Origin of the sequence: Arthrobacter sp. KNU40 (assembly GCF_051515115.1) — a bacterium.
GTDB lineage: Bacteria > Actinomycetota > Actinomycetes > Actinomycetales > Micrococcaceae > Arthrobacter.
In genome coordinates this window covers 4,797,595-4,818,456 of record NZ_CP195850.1, presented here as the reverse complement: position 1 = coordinate 4,818,456, position 20,862 = coordinate 4,797,595, and the positions used below count along the sequence as shown (strand labels likewise).

General features: G+C 65.0%; 16 protein-coding genes and 1 rRNA gene. 12 read left to right on the top strand and 5 right to left on the bottom strand.

The genetic code is table 11. The annotated features are described in order from the left end of the window. Nucleotides 1-6 precede the first annotated feature (6 nt). The 4 genes from rrf (at nucleotide 7) to ACSKT0_RS22410 (ending at nucleotide 5,443) form a co-directional block, all read left to right on the top strand. A 5S ribosomal RNA gene (rrf, locus tag ACSKT0_RS22425) occupies nucleotides 7-123 on the top strand. A 791-nt stretch (nucleotides 124-914) separates the two neighbouring features. After that, nucleotides 915-1,199, top strand: coding sequence for an HU family DNA-binding protein (locus ACSKT0_RS22420; protein ID WP_184739845.1), 285 nt, complete (start codon nucleotides 915-917; stop codon nucleotides 1,197-1,199). A 177-nt stretch (nucleotides 1,200-1,376) separates the two neighbouring features. Beyond that, nucleotides 1,377-3,470, top strand: coding sequence for a cytochrome c oxidase assembly protein (locus ACSKT0_RS22415; protein ID WP_437774097.1), 2,094 nt, complete (start codon nucleotides 1,377-1,379; stop codon nucleotides 3,468-3,470). Continuing rightward, nucleotides 3,470-5,443 carry an NHL domain-containing thioredoxin family protein gene (locus ACSKT0_RS22410; protein ID WP_437771689.1) on the top strand — a complete coding sequence of 658 codons (1,974 nt, stop codon included), beginning with the start codon at nucleotides 3,470-3,472 and terminating at the stop codon, nucleotides 5,441-5,443. The genes ACSKT0_RS22415 and ACSKT0_RS22410 overlap by 1 nt, the downstream gene beginning before the upstream one ends. A gap of 32 nt (nucleotides 5,444-5,475) precedes the next feature. Here the strand turns inward: ACSKT0_RS22410 and ACSKT0_RS22405 are convergent, their stop codons facing one another. Then, a complete protein-coding gene (locus ACSKT0_RS22405) occupies nucleotides 5,476-6,468 on the bottom strand; it encodes a hypothetical protein (protein ID WP_437774096.1) in 993 nt (330 codons plus the stop codon). A 112-nt stretch (nucleotides 6,469-6,580) separates the two neighbouring features. Next, nucleotides 6,581-8,281 (bottom strand): helicase HerA-like domain-containing protein, encoded by a 1,701-nt coding sequence (locus ACSKT0_RS22400; protein ID WP_437771688.1) that lies wholly within the window; start codon nucleotides 8,279-8,281, stop codon nucleotides 6,581-6,583. Between the two features lie 224 nt (nucleotides 8,282-8,505). Between ACSKT0_RS22400 and ACSKT0_RS22395 the strand changes: the two genes are divergently transcribed. After that, the gene (locus tag ACSKT0_RS22395) at nucleotides 8,506-9,084 is read left to right on the top strand and encodes a DinB family protein (RefSeq protein ID WP_437771687.1); all 579 of its coding nucleotides are present in this window, start codon (nucleotides 8,506-8,508) and stop codon (nucleotides 9,082-9,084) included. 51 nt (nucleotides 9,085-9,135) lie between these two features. Here ACSKT0_RS22395 and ACSKT0_RS22390 read toward each other — a convergent pair whose 3' ends face one another. Both ACSKT0_RS22390 and ACSKT0_RS22385 read right to left on the bottom strand, forming a co-directional pair. Further along, the gene (locus ACSKT0_RS22390) at nucleotides 9,136-9,657 is read right to left on the bottom strand and encodes a GNAT family N-acetyltransferase (RefSeq protein WP_437771686.1); all 522 of its coding nucleotides are present in this window, start codon (nucleotides 9,655-9,657) and stop codon (nucleotides 9,136-9,138) included. A 56-nt stretch (nucleotides 9,658-9,713) separates the two neighbouring features. Beyond that, the gene (locus tag ACSKT0_RS22385; RefSeq protein WP_437771685.1) at nucleotides 9,714-11,663 is read right to left on the bottom strand and encodes an FAD/NAD(P)-binding protein; all 1,950 of its coding nucleotides are present in this window, start codon (nucleotides 11,661-11,663) and stop codon (nucleotides 9,714-9,716) included. 285 nt (nucleotides 11,664-11,948) lie between these two features. Between ACSKT0_RS22385 and ACSKT0_RS22380 the strand changes: the two genes are divergently transcribed. Genes ACSKT0_RS22380 through ACSKT0_RS22350 form a run of 7 tightly spaced genes read left to right on the top strand, consistent with a single transcriptional unit; the run spans nucleotide 11,949 to nucleotide 18,655 of the window. Continuing rightward, nucleotides 11,949-12,962 carry an amino acid ABC transporter permease gene (locus tag ACSKT0_RS22380; RefSeq protein WP_437774095.1) on the top strand — a complete coding sequence of 338 codons (1,014 nt, stop codon included), beginning with the start codon at nucleotides 11,949-11,951 and terminating at the stop codon, nucleotides 12,960-12,962. Continuing rightward, the gene (locus ACSKT0_RS22375; RefSeq protein WP_437771684.1) at nucleotides 12,959-13,798 is read left to right on the top strand and encodes an amino acid ABC transporter ATP-binding protein; all 840 of its coding nucleotides are present in this window, start codon (nucleotides 12,959-12,961) and stop codon (nucleotides 13,796-13,798) included. Before ACSKT0_RS22380 ends, ACSKT0_RS22375 begins: the two co-directional genes overlap by 4 nt. A gap of 13 nt (nucleotides 13,799-13,811) precedes the next feature. Continuing rightward, nucleotides 13,812-14,810: an ABC transporter substrate-binding protein gene (locus tag ACSKT0_RS22370; protein WP_437771683.1), complete on the top strand. Its 999-nt coding sequence runs from the start codon at nucleotides 13,812-13,814 to the stop codon at nucleotides 14,808-14,810. After that, a complete protein-coding gene (locus ACSKT0_RS22365; protein WP_437771682.1) occupies nucleotides 14,807-15,967 on the top strand; it encodes an LLM class flavin-dependent oxidoreductase in 1,161 nt (386 codons plus the stop codon). The genes ACSKT0_RS22370 and ACSKT0_RS22365 overlap by 4 nt, the downstream gene beginning before the upstream one ends. After that, a complete protein-coding gene (locus ACSKT0_RS22360) occupies nucleotides 15,951-17,117 on the top strand; it encodes an LLM class flavin-dependent oxidoreductase (protein ID WP_437771681.1) in 1,167 nt (388 codons plus the stop codon). Before ACSKT0_RS22365 ends, ACSKT0_RS22360 begins: the two co-directional genes overlap by 17 nt. Before the next feature lie 9 nt (nucleotides 17,118-17,126). Then, entirely contained in the window at nucleotides 17,127-18,536 is a 1,410-nt protein-coding gene (locus ACSKT0_RS22355) for an NtaA/DmoA family FMN-dependent monooxygenase (RefSeq protein ID WP_437771680.1), read from the top strand. Then, entirely contained in the window at nucleotides 18,533-18,655 is a 123-nt protein-coding gene (locus ACSKT0_RS22350; protein WP_437771679.1) for a hypothetical protein, read from the top strand. The genes ACSKT0_RS22355 and ACSKT0_RS22350 overlap by 4 nt, the downstream gene beginning before the upstream one ends. Here the strand turns inward: ACSKT0_RS22350 and ACSKT0_RS22345 are convergent. Beyond that, nucleotides 18,652-20,262 (bottom strand): ATP-binding cassette domain-containing protein, encoded by a 1,611-nt coding sequence (locus ACSKT0_RS22345; protein ID WP_437771678.1) that lies wholly within the window; start codon nucleotides 20,260-20,262, stop codon nucleotides 18,652-18,654. The two genes, ACSKT0_RS22350 and ACSKT0_RS22345, sit on opposite strands and share 4 nt — an antisense overlap. Nucleotides 20,263-20,862 lie beyond the last annotated feature (600 nt).

The window sequence follows — 20,862 nt, the reverse complement described above, 5'->3', positions numbered from 1 at the left end:
CAGGGTTACGGCGGTCATAGCGTGGGGGAAACGCCCGGTCCCATTCCGAACCCGGAAGCTAAGACCCACAGCGCCGATGGTACTGCACCCGGGAGGGTGTGGGAGAGTAGGACACCGCCGGACAACCATTAACGGCCAGGCCCCGACACCACGTGTCGGGGCCTGACCCATTTAACCACCCCCGGACCCCCAAACCCCGGCCCGGCTGACGTGAGCGGGGGTTTCCGATCGGGACGCATAGGTGAGCGGGGGTTTGGGATATCAAACCCCGGCTCACCTATCACCCGGTTCCCACCAACCCCGGCTCACCTATGGGCGGGAAATCCCCAAACCCCCGCTCACCTATGGGCCGGTTCCCACTAACCCCGGCTCACCTATGGGCCGGTTTCCACGAACCCCGGCTCACCTATGGGCCGGTTTCCACGAACGCCTGCTCACCTATGGGCCGGTTCCCACCAACGCCGGCTCACCTATGACCCGGTTTCCACGAACGCCGGCTCACCTATAACAGGGTCGGGGCCACACCCCCGCTCACCCTTGAGCCGGACCGCGGCCCCCTGCCCCCACCCGTCGTCAGCAGAAATGAGCGGGCGTCCGGCCGGGACCCGGCATATGTGAGCGGGCGTCCGGCCGGGACCCGGCATATGTGAGCTAGCGTCCGGCCGGGACCGGTTATATGTGAGCCGGCGTCCGGCCGGGACCCGGTATATGTGAGCCGGCGTCCGGGGTCGGGGAGTTCGCCCGCGGCGGAATTGACCCCCAAAAGCGCCCGAAATAGGGTGAATTTGGTCAAAAAAGCGCGGAAACACGCGGAATTTGCTGGCCGCGTCGTCCCAAGCTGGTAAGTTTTCGAACAGTGGCTCGCACGCATGCCGTGTGTGAGCTCCAAAATCGTAAAGTCCAGGAGGACACAAATGGCTAAGAACCGTAGCGAACTGGTTTCCGAGGTAGCTGGCAAGGCTGGCACCAGCCAGGCTGCAGTCAACTCCGTGCTCGATGCCCTGTTCGAAGTTTTCGAGACTTCCGTCGCCGCTGGCGAGAAGATCACCATTCCGGGCTGGCTCGCCATCGAGCGCACGGACCGCGCAGCCCGCACGGGCCGCAACCCGCAGACCGGCGAGACCATCCAGATCGCCGCTGGCCACAGCGTCAAGCTGACCGCCGGCTCCAAGCTGAAGGCAGCTGTCGCCAAGAAGTAAGACACTTCGGCGAACGCCCTGAAAGGCGGCAACCTGCGGGTTGCCGCCTTTCTGCTTTAATCCGCTCGATTCGCCGCGCCGCCGACCTTAGCGGACAATGGATAAGTGCCATCAGCCAAAACTCCCGCCACTGCCCCCTTGCCCGCTTCCAAGCCGGGAAGCAAGGCAGGGGCTGCCATGGAAGGGATCTCCTTGCCGTGGCAGCTGGCGGGCTTCGCTGCGCTCTTCCTGGCTCTCGCGGGCGCCCTGATCTTCTCCGGAGCCTCGGCCGCGCGGCAGGTCTCTGACCCAGGCGCCTTGGTCCGCTGGGGGCTGCCCGTCGCCAAAGCCCTTCACAACGTGTCCTTGGCGACTGTGATCGGCGGGCTGATCTTCGCCGTCGTGATCCTTCCCAAGCACGCGTCGCGATCCAAGGGCGACGATGCCCCGGAGCACCCGGCGTTCACACGGGCTTTGGCCGTAGCGGCCGCAGCAGGCGCAGCCTGGACGCTCTCCGCCGTCGCGGTCCTCGTGCTGACGTACGCTGACGTGGCCGGGCAGAGCCTCTCCGGGGACGCGCAGTTCACAGCTTCCCTCGTCTACTTCATGACGGACATCCAGACGGGCCAAGCGTGGCTCGCCGTGACGATCATCGCCGCGATTGTCACGACGGCGCTCTTCGGCGTCCGTTCGTTGGCGGGACTCGCGCTGACCCTCGTCCTGTCCCTTGGCGGTCTGATCCCGAGTGCACTGATCGGCCACTCCGCGAGTTCCAACGACCACGAGGGCGCCATCAATTCGCTCGGCCTTCACCTCGTGGGCGTGTCCACTTGGGTCGGCGGCATCATCATGCTTGCCGTCCTCTCGAGCCTCCTGCGGGGTTCCAAGGCAACAGGCGCCAAGGACATCACTGAGCAGACCCTCCGCCGGTTCTCCGCGTTGGCCGGCTTTGCCTTCGTACTGGTCTTCGCCTCGGGCATCGTCAACGCGAGCATTCGTGTCACGACCTTTTCGGCCTTGGTCGGCACACCCTATGGGCAGATCATCCTGGCGAAGGCGCTCGCCACGATCGTCCTCGGCGGTATCGGGTTCATGCACCGCCAGTGGGTGATCCCGCAGCTGGGCCGCAAGTCCATGACCACGCGTCGCGTGCTGTGGCAGCTTGTGTTGGTCGAACTTCTGGTGATGGGCGCGACGTCGGGACTCGCCGTCGCGCTGGCCAGTTCGGCACCTCCCCTGCCCACCACCTACGCGCCCGACGCATCGCCGGCCTTTATCCTGTCCGGTTACGAGCTGCCGCCTGAACTGACGCCCGCGCGTTGGTTGACCGAGTGGCGCCTCGACTGGCTTTGGGTGGCTGTGGCCCTCTTCGGCGCGGCGAGCTACATCATTGGCGTCGTCAAGGTCCGCCGCCGCGGTGACTCCTGGTCCTGGTTCCGTGCCGTGAACTGGATGATCGGCTTGGTGGTCCTGACCTACATCACGTCCGGACCGCCGTCGGTCTACGGCCGCATTCTATTCTCCGCGCACATGGTGGACCACATGGCATTGACGATGGTTGCGCCGCTGTTCCTGGTTCTGGGTTCGCCGGTGACCTTGGCATTGCGCGCCCTCCCGTCGCGCGGCGAGGGATCGCGCGGGGACGGCTCCCGTGGACTTCGTGAGTGGCTCCTCGTGTTTGTGCACTCGAAGTTCTCCCAGGTGGTGACCCACCCGCTGTTTGCCGCGGCGAACTTTGCCGGTTCGATCGTCCTGTTCTACTTCTCGGATGCGTTCGGCTGGGCAATGCGTGAGCACGTCGGACATGAACTGATGAACCTGCACTTCCTGCTGACCGGCTACATTTTTGTCCTCACCATGATCGGCACCGACCCGCTGCCCCGACGGGCGCCCTACCCCATGCGGTTGCTCCTGTTGCTCGCCACGATGGGCTTCCACGCCTTCTTCGGCGTGTCCATCATGGGAGGCACCGGCCTGCTCGCTGCCGATTACTTCGGCAACCTCGGCCGGACCTGGGGGCAATCGGCTTTGCTGGACCAGCAGACAGGCGGCGCCGTGGCCTGGGGAATCGGCGAAGTCCCCACCTTACTGGTGGCGATCGGCGTCGCGGTCATGTGGTCGCGTTCGGACGCGCGCGAGACCAAACGCACCGACCGGGCGGCGGATAGGAATAACGACGCCGACCTGAATGCTTACAACGATATGTTTGCGCGGCTTGCAGACCGCGATGCGAAACTGATTGATCGGGACGTCAAGCAGCCCGAAAGCAAGACCAACCTGGAAGGACGCTGATGAGCGAATCCGTACGCACCCAACTGCGTGTCCGCGCCTCTGAACTGGTGGGCCGTGGCTGGCTCAACACCGGCGGGAAGACCCTGGACCTGGAAGCGCTGCGCGGCAAGATCGTGCTGCTCGACTTCTGGACGTTCTGCTGCATCAACTGCCTGCATGTCCTGGACGAGCTGCGCCCGCTTGAGGAAAAGTACTCCGACGTCCTGGTGACCGTGGGCGTGCACTCTCCCAAGTTCGAGCACGAGGCCGATCCCGTGGCCCTCGCATCCGCCGTGGAGCGCTACGAAATCCACCACCCCGTCCTGGACGACCCCGAGCTCGCCACGTGGAAGGCCTACACGGCCCGCGCCTGGCCGACATTGGTGGTGGTGGATCCCGAGGGCTACATCGTGGCGCACCTTTCCGGTGAGGGCCACGCAGACGGCCTTGCAGTACTCCTCGAGGAGCTCGTTGCAGAGCACGAAGCCAAGGGGACCCTCCACCGCGGTGACGGGCCCTACGTGGCTCCCGTCCCGACGTCGGGCACCCTGCGCTTCCCCGGCAAGGCGACCCAGCTGGACAACGGCAACTACCTTGTGGTCGATTCCGGCCACCACCGCTTGGTGGAACTTCGTCCCGACCTTGAGACCGTCGAGCGCGTCATCGGCTCCGGAACCAAGGGTTACCTGGATGGTGCGGCGGAAATCGCCCAGTTCAACGAGCCGCAGGGCGTGGCGGTGCTCCCGTCGTCGTTGGCGTGGCAGCTCGGGTACGAAGCAGTAGTCGCGGACACCGTGAACCACCGCCTCCGCGGCGTCACGCTCAGCTCGGGTTATGTACAGACGGTTGCCGGCAACGGCGTACAGCGCCTGCTCGACGCCGGCCCGGCCCGGGTGACGGAAAGCGGCGCCGGCGTGTGCGCTGAACACCACGACGGCGGTCCGGCTGACTTCGCGGCCGACGCACTCGACGTCGGGGTACTGGGTGTCGGGACCGGGGTCTCCCTGTCCTCGCCGTGGGACGTGGTGTGGAGCGAGAAGCTACAGCGCGTTGTCATCGCGATGGCCGGCACGCACCAGATCTTCGCCTTCGAGCCTCTCAGCGGCGAGGTGTCCATCCTGGCCGGCTCGGGCCTTGAAGGTTTGCTTGACGGACCCGCCGAGGAAGCCTGGTTCGCCCAGCCTTCCGGCCTGGCCGTGGATGCGGACGACAACATCTGGGTGGCCGACTCCGAGACCTCGGCACTGCGCCGCCTGGTCCTTGGCGAAACCGGTGTGACCGTTGAGTCGGCAGTGGGCAAGGGCCTGTTCGATTTCGGCTTCCGGGACGGCGGCGCCACTGAAGCCCGCTTGCAGCACCCCCTTGGCGTCACAGTGCTCCCCGATGGCTCCGTCGCGGTCGCAGATACCTACAACGGTGCCGTGCGGCGCTACGATCCCGCCGCTAAGGCAGTGTCCACTCTGGCGCGGGGACTCGCCGAGCCGAGCGACGTCGTCGTGGTCTACCCGGAAGGCGGCGAACCGCTGCTGGTGGTGGTCGAATCCAACAAGCACCAGTTGGTCCTGGTTCCCATCCCCAAGGAAGCCCAGCAGGTGGACGAGGGAGCATCCCAGACGCAGCGGCCTAAGAGTCCCGTGGCGCCGGGGAACCTGGAGCTCACCGTGCGTTTCACGGCCCCGACCGGCCAGAAGCTCGACGATCGCTGGGGCGACCCGACGCAGCTGAAGATTTCGTCGACCCCGCCCGAGCTGCTGCTTTCCGGTGGTGGCACGTCCGTGGGGCTGCTGCGGACCCTCGAGCTGTCTGCCGACGTGCCTGAGGGTATCCTGCACATCACGGCCCGCGCGGCTGCGTGCGATGGCCCGGAGACCGAGGACGGCGAAATTCCCGATCACGCAGCCTGCCACCTCTACCAGCAAGACTGGGGCATCCCCGTTGTCCTGCAGGCCGACGGCGACTCCGAACTGGTGCTTGACCTGCGCGGGATGGACTAGGCAGGGGCTGCCGGGCTTTAGCGCCGTCGAAGCTAGAAGCTCACCAGCGGGGTGACCGTGATGGTGTCCGCCCCTATGTCCAGACGTGTGGTGAAGCTGAAGTCGTGAACGGCGCTGAGGTCGCCAACTTGCCCGCTGAAGAGGTCGATTTCGCGTGCCGTTACCTTGGCTTTGCCGTTGAGGGGCGCCACGACCCACTGGCCGTTAAAGGGGTCGATGCTGACCTTGGGATATTCCGTGATCTGCCATTTGATGGTGCCGTCCACCACCCGGCTATTGGTCACGTGGTAGAACGGGCAGTCGGGCTGGAGTTTTTGCTGCTTGGTGGCGTCAGCGGCGCAGGTGTCCAGGAATTCCTTGACCTTGTCGCTGACCACCTTGATCATGGCGTCGGTGGGCTTTGTCAGTAGGTTGAGGGGTGCCTGAGGCAGGGCGCCAGTGGTCACCGAGGTGCTGGTAGTCGGTGCGGAGAAGTATTTGCCGGCGAGGCTGGCTTCGTATTGGCCGGGGTAGAACACGGCAAAGCTGTTGCGGCCGTTGGGCAAGTTCACCGGGATGCCGTTCAGGTTTGCCTCGTTGGCGTTCACCACGGTGACCTCAATGGTCGGCAAGGATGACGGCACGAAGGACCACTTCCCGAAGAACAGCCACTCGGTGCCCGTCCGTTCAAGCAGGAAGTCCGAGTGCAGCGACTTGCCGTCGATCTGGTAGTCCATAGGAACCGTCACCCGGTTGCCGCCTCGGGATTCGGCGTTGCCGAGCTTGATATCAGTGATCTTCGACGCAGCTGTCTGCAGGGCGGTACCGTCCAGCATGGCGGCGTTGGCGTTGGGCACGGACGCGTGCAGGAGCCCGAGGGCTTCCCCGCCATGCCCCTTCTGGAGGGCAGAGAGATAATCTCGAACTTGCTGCTGCGGGCTGGCTATGGAGTTGCTCACCAGGTTGATCGAAACGATCGCGGCGGCCACAGCAAGCATCAGACCGAGCAGCCACCCGGCCGCGGTCTTGACCAACGCTTGACTCAACTGCACGCCCTTTACGTTACCCGCCGGTTCAGCAATACCCCGGCATCCTCTCCTCACGTGACGACTGAGCAGGCTTTTGGGGAAGGGCCCGACGGCGGGCAGCAGCTCCGTTTTAGCGGCGCCGGCGCGATGAGGTTCCGAACACTCCGCGGAGTAGTTCCCGGCCGAGCTGCGTACCGAGGGACCGTGCCATGCTCTTCATTCCGCCGCCGAGCGCACCACCCAGGACGCCTGCGAGATCGCCCATCATTCCGCCGCCCTCTTGCTGTGGACCCGGTGCCGGGGCATGGGCCGGTGCGGGGGGCCACTCTTCGGGGGTGGAGCCTGGCAGGGGGCGGCTGCTGGGACGGCCAAGGATCTCTTCCTCGATCCTGCGGGCTTCAGCATCCACGGCATGGTGGTCAGGGGAGGCAGGTACCGGAGGCTCACCCGGCGCGGCCTCTCCCGTGGCGGGTGCGGTGGCTTTGCCGCTGAGTTTCTCGTAGGCCGAAATGTTGTCCACCGCCGTGCCGTATTTCGGCAGCAGCAGGGAAGCCGCGATGGTACTGCCGATCAGCTCGTCCGTGCTGGGTCCCATCACGGATTCCGGGGCACGCAGCTTCGTCAGCGCCACGGGCGTGGGCGCGCCCCTTTCGTTCATGACGGTGATGACCGCTTCGCCGATGCCGGCGGAGGTCAGGGTTTCCGCAAGGTCGTAATCGCTTACCGGGAACGTGGACACGGTGGCCTTGAGGGCTTTGGCATCCTCCGGAGTAAACGCGCGCAGGGCGTGCTGGACCCGGTTGGCAAGCTGGCCGAGGACGGCGGCAGGAACATCCTTGGGCGTCTGGGTGACGAAGAATATCCCGACCCCCTTGGACCGGATGAGCCGCACCGTCGTGGTGATGGCTTCGAGGAAAGCCTTGGATGCGCCGGTGAAGAGCAAGTGGGCTTCGTCCAGGAAGAAGACGAGTTTGGGCTTGTCGAGGTCTCCCGCTTCGGGCAAGTCTTCGAAGAGGTCGGCAAGCAGCCACATAAGGAAAGTCGAGAACAGCATGGGTTTGGTCTGAAGTGTCGGAAGTTCGAGGCAACTGATCACGCCGCGGCCATCCGGGGCTGTGCGGAGAAGTTCCGCGGTGTCGAATTCCGGCTCGCCAAAGAACTTCTCCATGCCTTGGGCCTCAAGATTGACGAGTTCGCGCAGGATGACGCCGGCCGTGGCCTTCGATAGTCCGCCGAGGTCTTCGAGCTCGGCTTTGCCTTCATCCGAGACCAGGAACTGGATGACTGCCCTCAGGTCTTTGAGGTCGATCAGCTCCAGTTTTTTCTGGTCGGCGAAGTGGAAGACCAGCTGCAGGCTGGATTCCTGGGTGTCGTTGAGCTCCATGATGCGCGAAAGCAGGATGGGGCCGAACGAGGTGATGGTCGCGCGGACGGGAACGCCGTTGCCATCCCCGCCCAATGAGAGAAACTCGACCGGAAAAGCCTTGCCGGACCAATCTTGGCCGAGGCTCGCGGTGCGGGCCGTGAGTTTTTCGCTGGCTGTGGCCGCGGTGGCGAGTCCTGAAAGGTCTCCCTTGATGTCCGCCAAGAAGACGGGGACTCCGGCAGTGGACAGCTGTTCTGCCATCATGTGCAGGGTGACGGTCTTGCCGGTGCCCGTGGCGCCTGCCACCAGGCCGTGCCGGTTCATCATGGACAGTGGCAACCGGACTTGTGCTTCTCTGCGGACTTCGCCGTCGACGACGGCGGCACCCAGCTCGATCGTGGCGCCATCGAGGCTGTATCCCTGCTGGATCGTAGCGATCTTTTCAGCTGTGGTTTTCTTGGCCATGCGCATAGCTTAGTGGTGCAGGGCCGCCATTTGGCCGAAAAATTTGCCCTACTGATGAGGCTCGCTTGGCGTACCGGAGGTAGACGACGCCGTTGCCAAAGCGACGTTCGTCCAACAGCTCAAGGGTCAGGCCCACGCCGTCGGGGAGGAATTGTTTGCCGCCTCCGACGACCACCGGCGTGAGGAGGAGACAGAACTCGCGACGGCAACGGTATAGTGCCCGGATGGATGACAAAGCGATTCTGCTCAAATACCTGCGTGCCCGTCGCGGCGAACTCCTCGCCAAGCTCGACGGACTCGACGAGTACGACGTCCGCCGGCCCATGACCCCCACCGGCACCAACCTCCTGGGCCTCGTCAAGCATGTGGCCAGCGTGGAGCTGGGGTACTTCGGCGAGGTCTTCGGCCGGCCCAGCGGCCGGGACTTGCCGTGGCTCGCGGACGATGCCGAAGCCGACGCGGACCTGTGGGTTCCCGCGGAAGAGAGCAGGGACGAGATCATCGAACTGCACAGGTTCTCGGCCGGGCACAGCGATGCAACCATCGAGTCGCTGCCACTCGACGCTCCCGGGGAAGTGCCGTGGTGGTCGGAGGAACGCCGACACGTGACGCTCCATCAGATCCTGGTGCACATGTGCGTCGAGACAGCCCAGCACTTGGGGCATGCCGACATACTTCGTGAGCTCATCGACGGCTCAGCCGGGAAAGGCCCGGGGGACCCGAATTTGTCACAGCGAGGCACCGAAGAATGGGCCGATCACCGCGCCAGGATCGAAGCCGCGGCGCGCCAGGCCGTGGGGTAGCAATCGAGGGGTGAGATCCCGACCCTTTGCGAGCGCGAAAGGCCGGAGACCTCACGCCTCGATGGGCGCCAGGTCCTTCGTGAATGCCAAGTGCTTGATCTCTTCCGGATCCGCGTCGACGTCGAACAACGGGGTGTAGCCTGTGGCCAAGTACAGGTTCTTGGCTTCGGGCTGCCGCGGACCGGTGGTGAGGTAGATCCGTCGGTAGCCGCGCCGGGACGCCTCGGCCTCGAGTTCCGCGAGGACAACACGGGCCAGCCCACGACGGCGGTGGGCCGAATTCGTCCAGATCCGCTTGAGCTCCGCCGTCCGGGAGTCGTAGCGGCGGAATGCCCCGCCAGCCACGGTTTCGCCATTCTCCTGCAGGATGAGGAGGGCGCCGTGGGGTGCGGCAAACTCGCCGGCCGGGTACCTGTTGAGCTCTTCGGCCGCGCCACCGCTGCCAAAGAGATCGCCATAGCGCGTGGTGTATTCGACGGCGAGTTCGTCCAGGAGGGGCTTGACGCGTGGATCGCGCATGGGCAGGCTCAGGACGGAAAGGCCCGGCGGCGGCAGGGTTGGCGTTGTTGTCATGGCTTACCTTTCGTGAATTTCCCCAACTGACTCGCAGTTGTTGTCGTTATGAGGCGTCAAAACGACAACAACTGCGAGTCAGTTGGGTGGCTGGTGCTTGGGTGACGGGCGGAGAGTTCGGCGAGGAGGCGGCGGGCCAGGGCGTCGTTCTCCCGGAACGGTGCTGCGTTGGTTCCGGGCCGCGCGAACGCACCGGCGCCCCAACCCGAGGTCCAGGGTCCGACGGCGAAAAGCCCCGCCTGCCGCCCGCCATCGGGAGCCAGGACTTCGTGCGAACTCGAGACCAACAGCTTACCGGTGGAGTGCGGGCCGTCCGCGGTGAGAAGCGACTGTTCGGTGCCCCAACCGGCGTCGTGCAGGTCCGCCAAAGCGGGGTTCGCCGATCGCGCCACCGACGGCGACGGCAACCGTGCCTCGATGTACGCCGCCGCATCCACCACCACGGGCGATTGGAAGGAACCGGCCACGAACCGGCCGCTGGCCTCGTCCGGGCGCACCCACATGCCCGGGCCCAGGAATTGCAGTAATCCGGCCCGGTGCAGGGCGAGGATTTCGCGCAGCCGGTGCGGTGGCGGGCCGGAATCCACGAAGCTGAAGAAGCCGTGCCACCATCCGTGCACCGCTTGTTGGGAACGCGAATTGAGCCGTTCCTGGGGGACCAGCCGGCCGAGTTCCATGTAGACGCGGAGCAGGGCCGTGAACAAGGCGAGGGTTTCCGAATGGTCCGGACTCGTGCGGAGCTTGAGGTCGCGTTCGATGTAGTTCGCCACCGATCTCTGCACCGCGGCATGGTCCGCGAAAGCGCAGCCGCTGAACGGCTGGTCCAGGGCCTCGAGGTCGAGCCGGAGGGCCGGGTCCGGGATGGCCCAGGCTACGAGGTCCTCGCGGTCATGGCTGTACCAATCCAGGGCATCGAAATGCGCGGAAAACTCGTCCCAGCTTCCCCGGACGCGCTCGGGATAGCCTGTGAACAGCTCGCGGTAGTAGGCGTGGCCGGCGTCCTTGGCGATGAGCGGCCAGAGCTGGGTGCGGAAATCGAGCTCCTCGTGGGCGGCGAGCAGCGATTCCACGGCGCCCGCGGTGAAGTACCGGGGCACGCCGACGGGCTCGCCGCGCAGGGTCGAGGAGATCTTGGAGTGGTAGGGGACTCCGCGCCGGGAGCCTGCCCAGAGCCGCGGTTCGGCGCCGGACGGCACATAGTCCAGGCCGCCGTCGGGCCTGTCTTCGAAGCGACCGCCGCGGCCCTCGAACAAGAGCACCAGAAGGTCCACGAATGCCAGACCCATGCCCGAGACCAGGACGTCCTGTCCAGGGGCAATCGCGGAATAGTCGACGTCGGTGGTGTACGACGGCGCCGCGTGGAACCCGCCATGGCGCGCGGCGAACCCGGCCAGCCGCGCTGATTCCGGCCCGGCTTGGGAATCCGTGTGCCCCAGCGAATACACCACGAGGTCCGCCTCCAGGACCCAACCGGAGGCGAGCCGCACACGGTACTTCGCACCGTCGCGCTCTGAAGCAAGATGCTCGACGGCGGTGGCCATGTCCCGGTGGGCCGTCACTGGGACGTCCGGACCGAGTGCCGCTACGGCCCTGCGGAAGAACCACTCGAGGTACTTGCTCTGGAGCTGCCGGCTGGGAAACGATGCCGGTGTCAGCGCCCGGAGCTGCTCGAGGAGGTGGGGCTCTAACTGCGGGACGTCGCGGATGGAACTGTCCAACACGCCGGCTGCCCACGCGGCGAGGCCCGGACCGTCGACTGCGGGGCCGTCGCAGGCCACGGAACTGTCGGTGAACATCGTGACGTCCGCTGCCGTGGAGTTGAGCAGGAGTCCCGGGCTCTGGTCATAGCGCCAGATCCTCCCGGAACCGGGTTCGTACGGCTCGACGACGTGGATGGAGAGTGGGCCGTCGAAGAGTCCGGGCTTGTTGGTCCCGAGCCGTTCGAGGATGCCGGCTGAGCGCGGACCACCGCCAATGAACACGATCGTGGGGGCGAAGGACGGCATGGCAACTCCTGTTGGCGGTGGCTGGTGGTACCCGAGCCTAGGGACCTGGCGGGGCTTCGGTCGAGGCGCCGGTAACGGCCGTTCATTGCGCGTCACGGTGCGTCAACAAGCGCAAAGAACGGACCCATATGGCTCCATATGAAGCCGCGCGAAGCGCCATGAATCCCCATGAAGAAGTGCAAAAATCCGTCTTGCAGCCGCTTCGACGACGCCCCTAGATTGGCAGCCATCCGATCAATCAAGCGATACGAAGCGAGGTGGCGCGTGAGTTCAGCAGCAACCACAGTGGCGCAGTCCGCACAGCAATCTGCACCGGAACCGGCGCCTGCCAGCGCCGTCGCGGAAAGCCCGACGGCGGCCGCGGCACGGAGCGCAGCCGACTACTCCGGCTACAAGCTGGTGCCGGCCCGGCATCCATGGCGCTGGGTAGGCACCGTGCTGGTGGCGCTTGGCGTCGTCACTGTTGCCTGGTCCCTCGCGACCAACCCGCGCTGGGAATGGGGTGTCGTGGCACAATGGTTCACCGCGCAATCCGTCGTGAACGGCCTCGTCGAGACACTCAAGCTGACGGCAATCTCCGGTGCGCTCGGCTTTGTCCTCGGTTTCATCCTGGCGCTCATGAGGCTCTCGGCCTCGCCGCTGCTGCTTTCAGTGTCCTGGACGTTCTCCTGGATTTTCCGCTCAACGCCATTGTTGGTCCAGATGCTGCTTTGGTACAACCTGGGCTACCTCTACGAGAAGATCAGCTTGGGCATCCCCTTCACGGATATCCGCTTCTTCGAAGTCCAGACCACTACGCTCATCAGCCAATTCGCGGCGGCCGTGCTGGGTCTGACCCTCAACCAGGCGGCATACTCGGCGGAGATCATCCGCGGCGGCATCCTCTCGGTGGATCAGGGACAGCTCGAGGCAGCCGCGGCCCTGGGCATCCCGGCGTGGCGACGCTCCACCAGGATCGTATTGCCGCAGGCCATGCGGGCCATTTTGCCTACCGCTTTCAATGAGATCATCGGCCTGGTCAAGGGAACGTCGATCGTCTATGTCCTGGCCTACTCCGAGCTCTTCTACACCGTGCAGGTCATCTATAACCGCACCCAGCAGGTTCTTCCGCTGCTCCTCGTGGCGACCCTCTGGTACGTGGCCATTACCTCGGTCCTGAGCGTCTTCCAGTACTACATTGAGCGGCACTACTCGAAGGGCGCCGTCCGCAACCTGCCGCTCACTCCGCTGCAGAAGGCAAGGAAGTTCTTTGGCACCCACGCACCTGTGAACAGTGACCGATCAAAGGACGCCCGATGAGTGCCGCCGCTTTTCCCTCTGAGGGCCCGACGACGGCGGTGCCAGCCGCCGCTGCAACCCGCGGCCACGTGGAAATCACCAACGTCCGCAAGTTTTTTGGGGGCACTGAAGTCCTCAAGGGTGTTTCCCTGACGGTTCCGCCAGGCGGCGTTGCGGTGATCGTGGGGCCCTCCGGTTCCGGGAAATCCACCCTCCTGCGGACGATCAACCACTTGGAAAAGGTGGACGGCGGGTACATCACCATCGACGGCCAATTGGTGGGCTACCAGGTCCGTGGAAACAAGCTACACGAACTGCGCGAAAAGGACATCCTCAAACAGCGCACGGACATCGGCATGGTGTTCCAGAACTTCAACCTGTTCCCGCACCTCACCGCGCTGGAAAACGTGACTGAAGCACCCGTCGTCGCGCTCCACCGGAACAAGGCCGAAGCGCGCAAGCGTGCGCTCGAACTCCTGGACCGCGTGGGACTCAAGGACCGGGCCGATGCCTATCCGCGGCAATTGTCGGGCGGCCAGCAACAGCGCGTTGCCATCGCCCGGGCGCTGGCCCTTGACCCAAAGATCCTGCTCTTCGACGAACCCACTTCGGCGCTGGATCCGGAGCTGGTCAATGAGGTCCTGGACGTCATCCGCGAACTCGCTACATCGGGCACCACGTTGATCATCGTCACGCACGAAATGGGCTTCGCCCGCGATGTGGCAGACACCGTCGTCTTCATGGACGAAGGCCAGATCGTGGAGCACGGCAGTCCCCGCGAGATCTTCGCGAATCCCCGTGAACCACGGACGCGGAGCTTCTTCTCCAAAGTCATCGAACCAGCTTTCAACATCTGAGGAATCCTTGAAAATGCAACGCATCAAAACCAGGCTTCTCGCGCTCGCGGTGCTGCCCGCCGTCGTACTGCCGGCGCTCGCCGGCTGCTCCGATCCCGGCGCATCGGCTGCTGGAGCCAGCCCGTCAGCGAGTGCGGCGCGCAACGGCGTCGTCTACAACACCTCGCCCGAGCAGAACCGTATCCGGGCACAGAAGGACCCCGCCGCGGCAGCCGCAGTTCCCGCTGCGATCGGCAAGGACGGCAAACTGACCGTTGCCACCACCGCCGGGTCCATCCCGCTGTCTTTCCACGCCACGGATGACAAGACCCCGATCGGCGTTGAGGTGGACATCGCACAGCTCGTTGCCGACAAACTGGGGCTCGGCCTGGACGTGCAGGTCACCTCCTGGGAGAACTGGCCGCTCAAGACCCAGTCGGGAGATTTTGAAGCGGTGTTCTCGAACGTGGGCATCAACAAGGACCGGGTGAAACTGTTCGACTTCTCCACCTACCGCGCCGCGTACATGGGCTTCGAAGCCAAGAAATCGTCCACGTACAAAATCAAGGGCGCGGACGACATCTCGGGGTTGAAGGTCTCGGTGGGTTCGGGCACCAATCAGGAGAAGATCCTCCTGGCCTGGAACAAGGACCTGGAATCCCGCGGCAAGGCGCCGGCAACCCTGCAGTACTACTCCTCCGACGCCGACACCATCCTGGCGCTCTCCTCGGGCCGGACAGACTTGAACCTCGCGCCCTACCCGTCAGTGTCCTATCGGGAAAACACCCGGAACGACCTCAAAGTCGTGGGCAAAGTCAATGCCGGCTGGCCCTCCGAGACCCTCGTCGCGGCTACCACCCTCAAAGGCAACGGCCTGGCTCCCGCCATCACGGATGCCCTGAATTCGGCTATCAAGGACGGTACCTACGGCAAGGTCCTGGATCGCTGGGGTCTGAGCGAGGAAGCACTGCCGGAATCCAAGACCGTTACCGAGGCAAACTTCGGGGTCGCCCCGGCAGGGAAATCACAGTGAAGTTCCAGGTGCTCGATATCATTCCGCACCTGAAGAACCCGGTGACCGGCGAAATCGTCTCGACGGCCGCGCGGCTCAACCAGGTGGTGGAGACTGCCCGGAAGGCCGAGGAGCTGGGTTTTGACAGTTTCGCGGTGGGGGAGCGGCACGCCGGTGAGTTCATCTCTTCGTCCCCGACGACAGTCCTCGCCGCGATCGCTGCCGTCACCAGCCGCATCAGGCTCCAAACCGGCGTCGCCGTATTGTCGGTGCTCGATCCGGTGCGGGTGGCCGAGGACTACGCGACGATCGATCAATTGAGCCGGGGCCGCCTGGAACTAGTGATCGGCAAGGGCAACGAGGTGCTTCAGTATCCCTTGTTCGGGCTCTCCCTGGGTGACCAGTGGGAGCTGCTCGCCGAGAAGTATGGACTGTTGCGGCGGCTGTGGCGGGAGGAAAACGTCATGTGGTCCGGCCGTTTCCGGCCTGCGTTGACCGAAGCAACGACGACGACGCCGCGACCGTTTGCGGGTTCGCCGCGGATTTGGCACGGCTCGGCTACAACCCTGACTTCGGCTGCGCTCGCCGCCCAATGGGGCGATCCCCTGTTCACCGCCAACGCCATCCAACCTCGTGAGAACTACAAGATCCTGATCGAGCACTACCGCGAGGAATACGAACGCCACGGTCACGATCCGCGCCACCAGTACCTCGGTTCGGGTTCCGGCGCCGGCGGAGTGTTTGTCGCGGACACCACGCAGGAAGCCAAGCGCCAGTTCGGGCATGTCTATGAAGCGTTGGCGATCGGGCGCAACGTCCCGGGCAACAATTCGCCGTTCCGGGATATCGACCACGCTGTGGCTGAAGGTCCTGCGCTGGTGGGCAGCCCGGAACAGGTCATCGACAAAATCCTGAGCTACCACTCGCTCTTCGGCCACGATCTGCAGTCCATCTCCTTGCCCACCACGCTTCCTTTCGAGCAACAGCTGGAGATTCTGGAGCGGTTCGCACTCGAAATCATCCCGGCCGTCCGCGCAGCCGCAGCCACCACCTTGTGGGAGACCGCGGATCCCTACGGCGGTCGTCCCGAATTCGCCGGAGCCACGTCACCGGACGCTGCCGGAACCGTCGCCACAGACCACGTCAACCACAGGAGGAGTTTTGTCCACACTCACTGAATCTCGTCCGGGCCAGCCCGGATTCTTGGCCCTGGAGCTCGACGGCGACGGCGCCCACCCAGCCGCCTGGCGCAAAGCCCGGCATGCCCCGGATGGGTTGCTGAACGGTGCGCGGATCCGGAGCACGGTGCTGGCGGCGGAGTCGGCGGGGTTTCATGTGGCGACGTTCGGCGACGGTCCGGTGGGCAGTGCAGTCGCTGGCGGGCGGGATGTTGCCGGCCGCCTGAATGCCTTGCAGCGCGCCGCCTTCGCGGGGCCGGTGACGAGTTCCATTGTGCTGGTTCCGGAAGTCGACACCGTCTACACCGAGCCTTTCCACATCGCGACGCAGCTAGCGAGCCTCGACTACGTCTCAGGCGGACGGGCCGGTTGGCTCGTCGCGGCGAGCGGTTACGCGGAGGAGGCTGCCGCCGTCGGGCGCTTTTTCGTTGAAGGTGCCGCGCGGGCGCAAGAGGCCGCGGCGTCGGTGGAAGTGAGCAGGCGGCTCTGGGATTCCTGGGAGGACGACGCCGTGATCCGCGACGTCCCCAGCGGGCAGTACCTCGACGTCGACAAACTGCACTACGTCGACTTCGAGACGCCAGCGGATTTCGCAGGGGCCGGGTATTCGGTGAAGGGCCCCTCGATCATTCCGCGTCCGCTGCAAGGGCAGTTGCCAGTAGTTGCGCGGACTGGCTTGCTTCCTTCGGACGTCGATGTGGTGCTGGTGTCCGCTCCGACGGCTTCACTTCTTGCCGCGGAGGTTGCAGAGGTGCGTGCCCGGACCGCTGTTGGGGGCGGCCCGACTCTTGCGGGCGGCCCGGCGGTAGTCGCAGAGCTCGACGTCGTCCTCGACTCGCGCGGGCAAAGCGCCTCCGCGCGGCTCGCCGAACTGGACGCGTTTACTCCGTGGTCCAGTTCCCGGGCGCGTTTCGTCGGCACGGCAGCGGAATTGGTGGACTTCCTTGCCGAGTTGCTTGCGGTGGCCGACGGCGTAAGGCTGCATCCGGCTGTGCTGGATGTGGAACTCGAGGAGTTGGGGCAGCTGGTGCTCCCCGAGCTTCGTCGCCGCAGGGCGCTCCAGCCTGTTGCCCAGGGCGGCACGTTCCGGGAATTGCTGGGTCTTGAACGGCCGCTGAGCCGGTACGCGAGCCTTGGCTCGGAAATCTGAGGAGAGAACATGACACAGCACAACCGTGCTAAATTCCAGCCGAGCGGGAAGATCCAGTTCGGAATCTTCTTCCAGGGCGTCAATTCCGGCACCATCTGGAAGGCGCCCGAATCCGGTTCGCAGACCGACTTCGAATCGTTCCGGAGGATCGCGCAGACCGCCGAGCGCGGGCTGTTCGCGGCGTTCTTCCTGGGTGAGGGCCTGCGCTTGCGGGAACACCTCGGCCGGCCGCACGCCCTTGACGTCGCGGGCAGGCCCGACGCGCAGACCATGCTCGCGGCGTTGGCTTCGGTGACGTCGAATATCGGACTCGTGGCCACTCAAAACACCACCTACAACGATCCCGCCGACCTTGCGCACCGGCTTGCTTCGCTCGACTTGCTCTCCGGTGGGCGCGCGGCCTGGAACGTCGTGACCACAGACAATGCGTGGACCGGGGCAAACTTCCGGCGGGGCGGCTACCTGGACCACGCCGATCGCTACGTTCACGCCGAGGCCTTCGTGGAGACCGCCAAGAGGATCTGGGATTCGTGGGAGAACGGAGCGGTCGCCTCGTCAGTTTCCGCGGAGTCCTGGGCGGTGCCGTCGCATGCACGGCCCGTGCACCATTCCGGGCGGCACTATACGGTGGACGTCACGCCGCGGTTGCCGCGCAGCGCCCAGTACAGGCCCGTGCTGTTCCAAGCCGGCGATTCCCCGGAAGGCCGCGACTTCGCCGCCCGCCAAGCGGATGTCATCTTCTCGGCGCACCCGAAGTTCGACGACGCCGTGGAGTTCCGCGCTGATATCGTCTCGCGTTCCTTGGCAGCCGGACGGGGCGCCAACGACGTCCAGATCATGCCGGCGAGCGAGTTCATCCTCGCCGCGACTGACGAGGAAGCCCGCGAGAAGAAGGAGTGGGTCCGCAGCCTGCAGATCGGGCCGCAGCAGGCAGTTGCGTATCTCGAACAGTTCTGGGGCCGCGAGCTGTCCGCCTACGATCCCGATGGTCCGCTGCCGGACATCGATCCGGTGGTGGAAGAGACCTCCGAGACGCGTGGCAGTGGTTTCCACGGGGCCAAGGCCCGGCAGCTCGCCGAGCAGTGGCGCGCCGAAGCCAAGGGGAAGAACCTGTCCATCCGGCAGTTCGTGAGCTCCAGGACTTCCAGGGTGGACGCGACGTTCACGGGATCCTACACAGCCGTGGCCGATACCTTGGCCGAATACGCCCGCGTGGGTGCCGTGGACGGTTTCAACATCTCGCCCTGGCTCATCCCCACGGGCCTGGACGACATCGTGAACCATCTCGTGCCCGAGCTGCAGGAACGCGGCGTGTACCCCACGGCATACGTCGGCTCGACCCTCCGCGAGAACCTGGGGCTGGCGACGCCGGTGCGATCGGAGTCGTTGGAGTCGGTACCTGCCCGGGGCGGGCGGTGAGGGAGCGCGCGGACGCGACGGCCGCCGTCGTCGGTTTGCAGACCGACGACGGCGGTTCCCGCGACCCAGACGCGGAGCTGGTGCGGCTCCAACTGACAGTGTGGGAACAGTGGCTTTAGGCGAGTGGCTCCGTGCGCTCGCGCAGGCCCCCTTCGCCGTCGAGCTCGGCCACTGTGTCGATATTCAGGCGCCTGAGAAAACCGAGGTCGTGGCTCACGATAAGCAGTGAGCCACGGTAGGCGTCCAGGGCTTCGGCGAGCTGTTTGACGCTTGCAAAGTCGAGGTTGTTTGTCGGCTCGTCGAGGATCAGCAGCTGGGCGGGCGGCTCCGCTAGTAGCAGCTTCGCGAGGCTGACCCGGAACCGTTCTCCTCCCGACAGGCTGGAGACCGGGCGATCAACCGTGGATCCCCGGAGTAGGAGGCGTGCGAGTTGATTGCGGATGTCCCCGGGCGCCGACGCCGGTGCTGCCTCCCGCACGTTGTCCAGTGCCGAAAGGGAATCGTCCAGGCCGTCGAGCCGTTGCGGGAGGTATCCCACCCGGTCTGTCAGCAGCCTTCCGCTGATCCGGCCCGAAGATTCTGCGGGGCGCCCCTCGACGAGGTGCTTGAGGAGTGTCGACTTACCGGAGCCGTTGGGTCCCACCAAGGCCACGCGCTCGGGGCCCTGGATGACAATCGTCCGGGAGCCGTCGCCTAGCTCGGCGATCCGGCGGCTCCGCGGCACATCGGGATCGGGGAGAGTGAGGTGGATGTGCTCGACCTCCCTGACCCTCGCGTCGGCGGCGTCGACGGCGGCCTGGGCTGACAGCACTTTGTCGTCGAGGATCGAGCGCATCGAGCCAGCCGATGCCTGCGCCTTGCTCGCACGGTTGCCGGCCAGGATCTTCGGGATACCGCCACTGGCCTGGGTCTTCTTCGCTGTGCGCTCGCGGCGGGCAAGCTTCGTTTCGGCTTCGACGCGTTGCTTCTTCTCCACCTTCAGCGCCTGCTGGGCGCTGCGGGCCGCCTGGACCGCGGAGGCTTGCTCCTGCTCGCGATGTCCGGTGAAAAGACTGTACGGGCCACCAAACACGTCAAGCTTGCCGGAGTGAAGCTCAGCTGTGGAGTCCATGTGCTCAAGCAACTCGAGGTCGTGGCTGACCACTACGAGGGTGCCCGGCCAACTGTCGACAAAGTCGGCAAGTTTGGCCCGGGTGCGCCGATCGAGGTTGTTGCTCGGCTCGTCGAGAAGCGTAACCGGGGTTCGGCGGATGCGCAGTCCGGTCAGTGCGATGAGCATCGCCTCGCCGCCCGAGACCTCGCCGACCCGTCGGTTGAGATCGTCCGCGGAGAAGCCGATTTCGTGTAGGGCCTCGTCTGTCCGGGACTCAATATCCCAATCGTCGCCGACTGCGTCGAAATGGCGCTCGTCAACGTCGCCGGCCTCAATGGCATGGAGCGCCTTGAGTGTGCCGTCGATGCCGAGCAGCACGGCGACCGTCGTGTGGTGCCCGAGGGTCAACGTCTGCGGGAGGTAGCCGACGTCACCGACGGTTTCGACGCGCCCCAGGGTCGGCTTCAGCTTGCCGGCAATCAAACGGAGCAGGGTCGATTTTCCTGCACCATTGCGACCGACTAGTCCGGTCCGGCCGGTAGTCATGGTTCCATTGAGCCGGTGAAGAGCGGGGCTGCCGTCAGGCCACTCGAATGACAGGTCGTGCAATGTGATGGCTGATTGTGCTGACATGAGACACAGTCCTTTGGTTCTTGCCCATCAGGGGGCGCAGTCATGGGTCAACGTGCTCTCTCCGGGGCGCAAAAACGCGCGCTACTTCGGAGGGCACTGCACCTGACATACGGACCTATCAGATCGGACGCAGGGAATAGCGCCTGCGGACAACTGAAAGCGAGATTTCTCACCGGGTGCGCATGAGCGCAAACAACCGGGCGGCCACCGAACGTCAGGTGGCTAGGCTCTGTCGACCTCAATCTCCATAGCCAAAACCATAACCGCAAACTTCTTGAGCGGCCAATTGGGGATGAACGCCGGCATTCATCACTTTGGTTCACAGGGAGGCCCTAAACGGTGAGCATCGCGGGCGGTGTTCACTGGGACACCTTCGGGGCCGAGAAGCCTTAGTTCGTCCTCGAATGTTCAGCGCTGCATGTTGCCCTGAAATGTAGCGTTTGGGGCGCCCTTCACCGGGCACTTACGGGCGGATCGAACTAGCGAATCTCGGTCCTCTATCCTTGGTCATGGACCCTCGTATGGCTGACTAGACGGGGAAGGTCCGGCGGATGCCTCGCGCTACCGGGTTCGGTCGATCAGGAGGGAGCAAGATGAAGC

What these genes read in the sequence shown, in the direction of transcription:
- ACSKT0_RS22420 (WP_184739845.1), top strand. Translation starts at nt 915, where the DNA reads ATGGCTAAGAACCGTAGCGAACTGGTTTCCGAGGTAGCTGGCAAGGCT.
- ACSKT0_RS22415 (WP_437774097.1), top strand. Translation starts at nt 1,377, where the DNA reads ATGGAAGGGATCTCCTTGCCGTGGCAGCTGGCGGGCTTCGCTGCGCTC.
- ACSKT0_RS22410 (WP_437771689.1), top strand. Translation starts at nt 3,470, where the DNA reads ATGAGCGAATCCGTACGCACCCAACTGCGTGTCCGCGCCTCTGAACTG.
- ACSKT0_RS22400 (WP_437771688.1), bottom strand. Translation starts at nt 8,281, where the DNA reads ATGGCCAAGAAAACCACAGCTGAAAAGATCGCTACGATCCAGCAGGGA.
- ACSKT0_RS22395 (WP_437771687.1), top strand. Translation starts at nt 8,506, where the DNA reads ATGGATGACAAAGCGATTCTGCTCAAATACCTGCGTGCCCGTCGCGGC.
- ACSKT0_RS22390 (WP_437771686.1), bottom strand. Translation starts at nt 9,657, where the DNA reads ATGACAACAACGCCAACCCTGCCGCCGCCGGGCCTTTCCGTCCTGAGC.
- ACSKT0_RS22385 (WP_437771685.1), bottom strand. Translation starts at nt 11,663, where the DNA reads ATGCCGTCCTTCGCCCCCACGATCGTGTTCATTGGCGGTGGTCCGCGC.
- ACSKT0_RS22375 (WP_437771684.1), top strand. Translation starts at nt 12,959, where the DNA reads ATGAGTGCCGCCGCTTTTCCCTCTGAGGGCCCGACGACGGCGGTGCCA.
- ACSKT0_RS22370 (WP_437771683.1), top strand. Translation starts at nt 13,812, where the DNA reads ATGCAACGCATCAAAACCAGGCTTCTCGCGCTCGCGGTGCTGCCCGCC.
- ACSKT0_RS22355 (WP_437771680.1), top strand. Translation starts at nt 17,127, where the DNA reads ATGACACAGCACAACCGTGCTAAATTCCAGCCGAGCGGGAAGATCCAG.
- ACSKT0_RS22345 (WP_437771678.1), bottom strand. Translation starts at nt 20,262, where the DNA reads ATGTCAGCACAATCAGCCATCACATTGCACGACCTGTCATTCGAGTGG.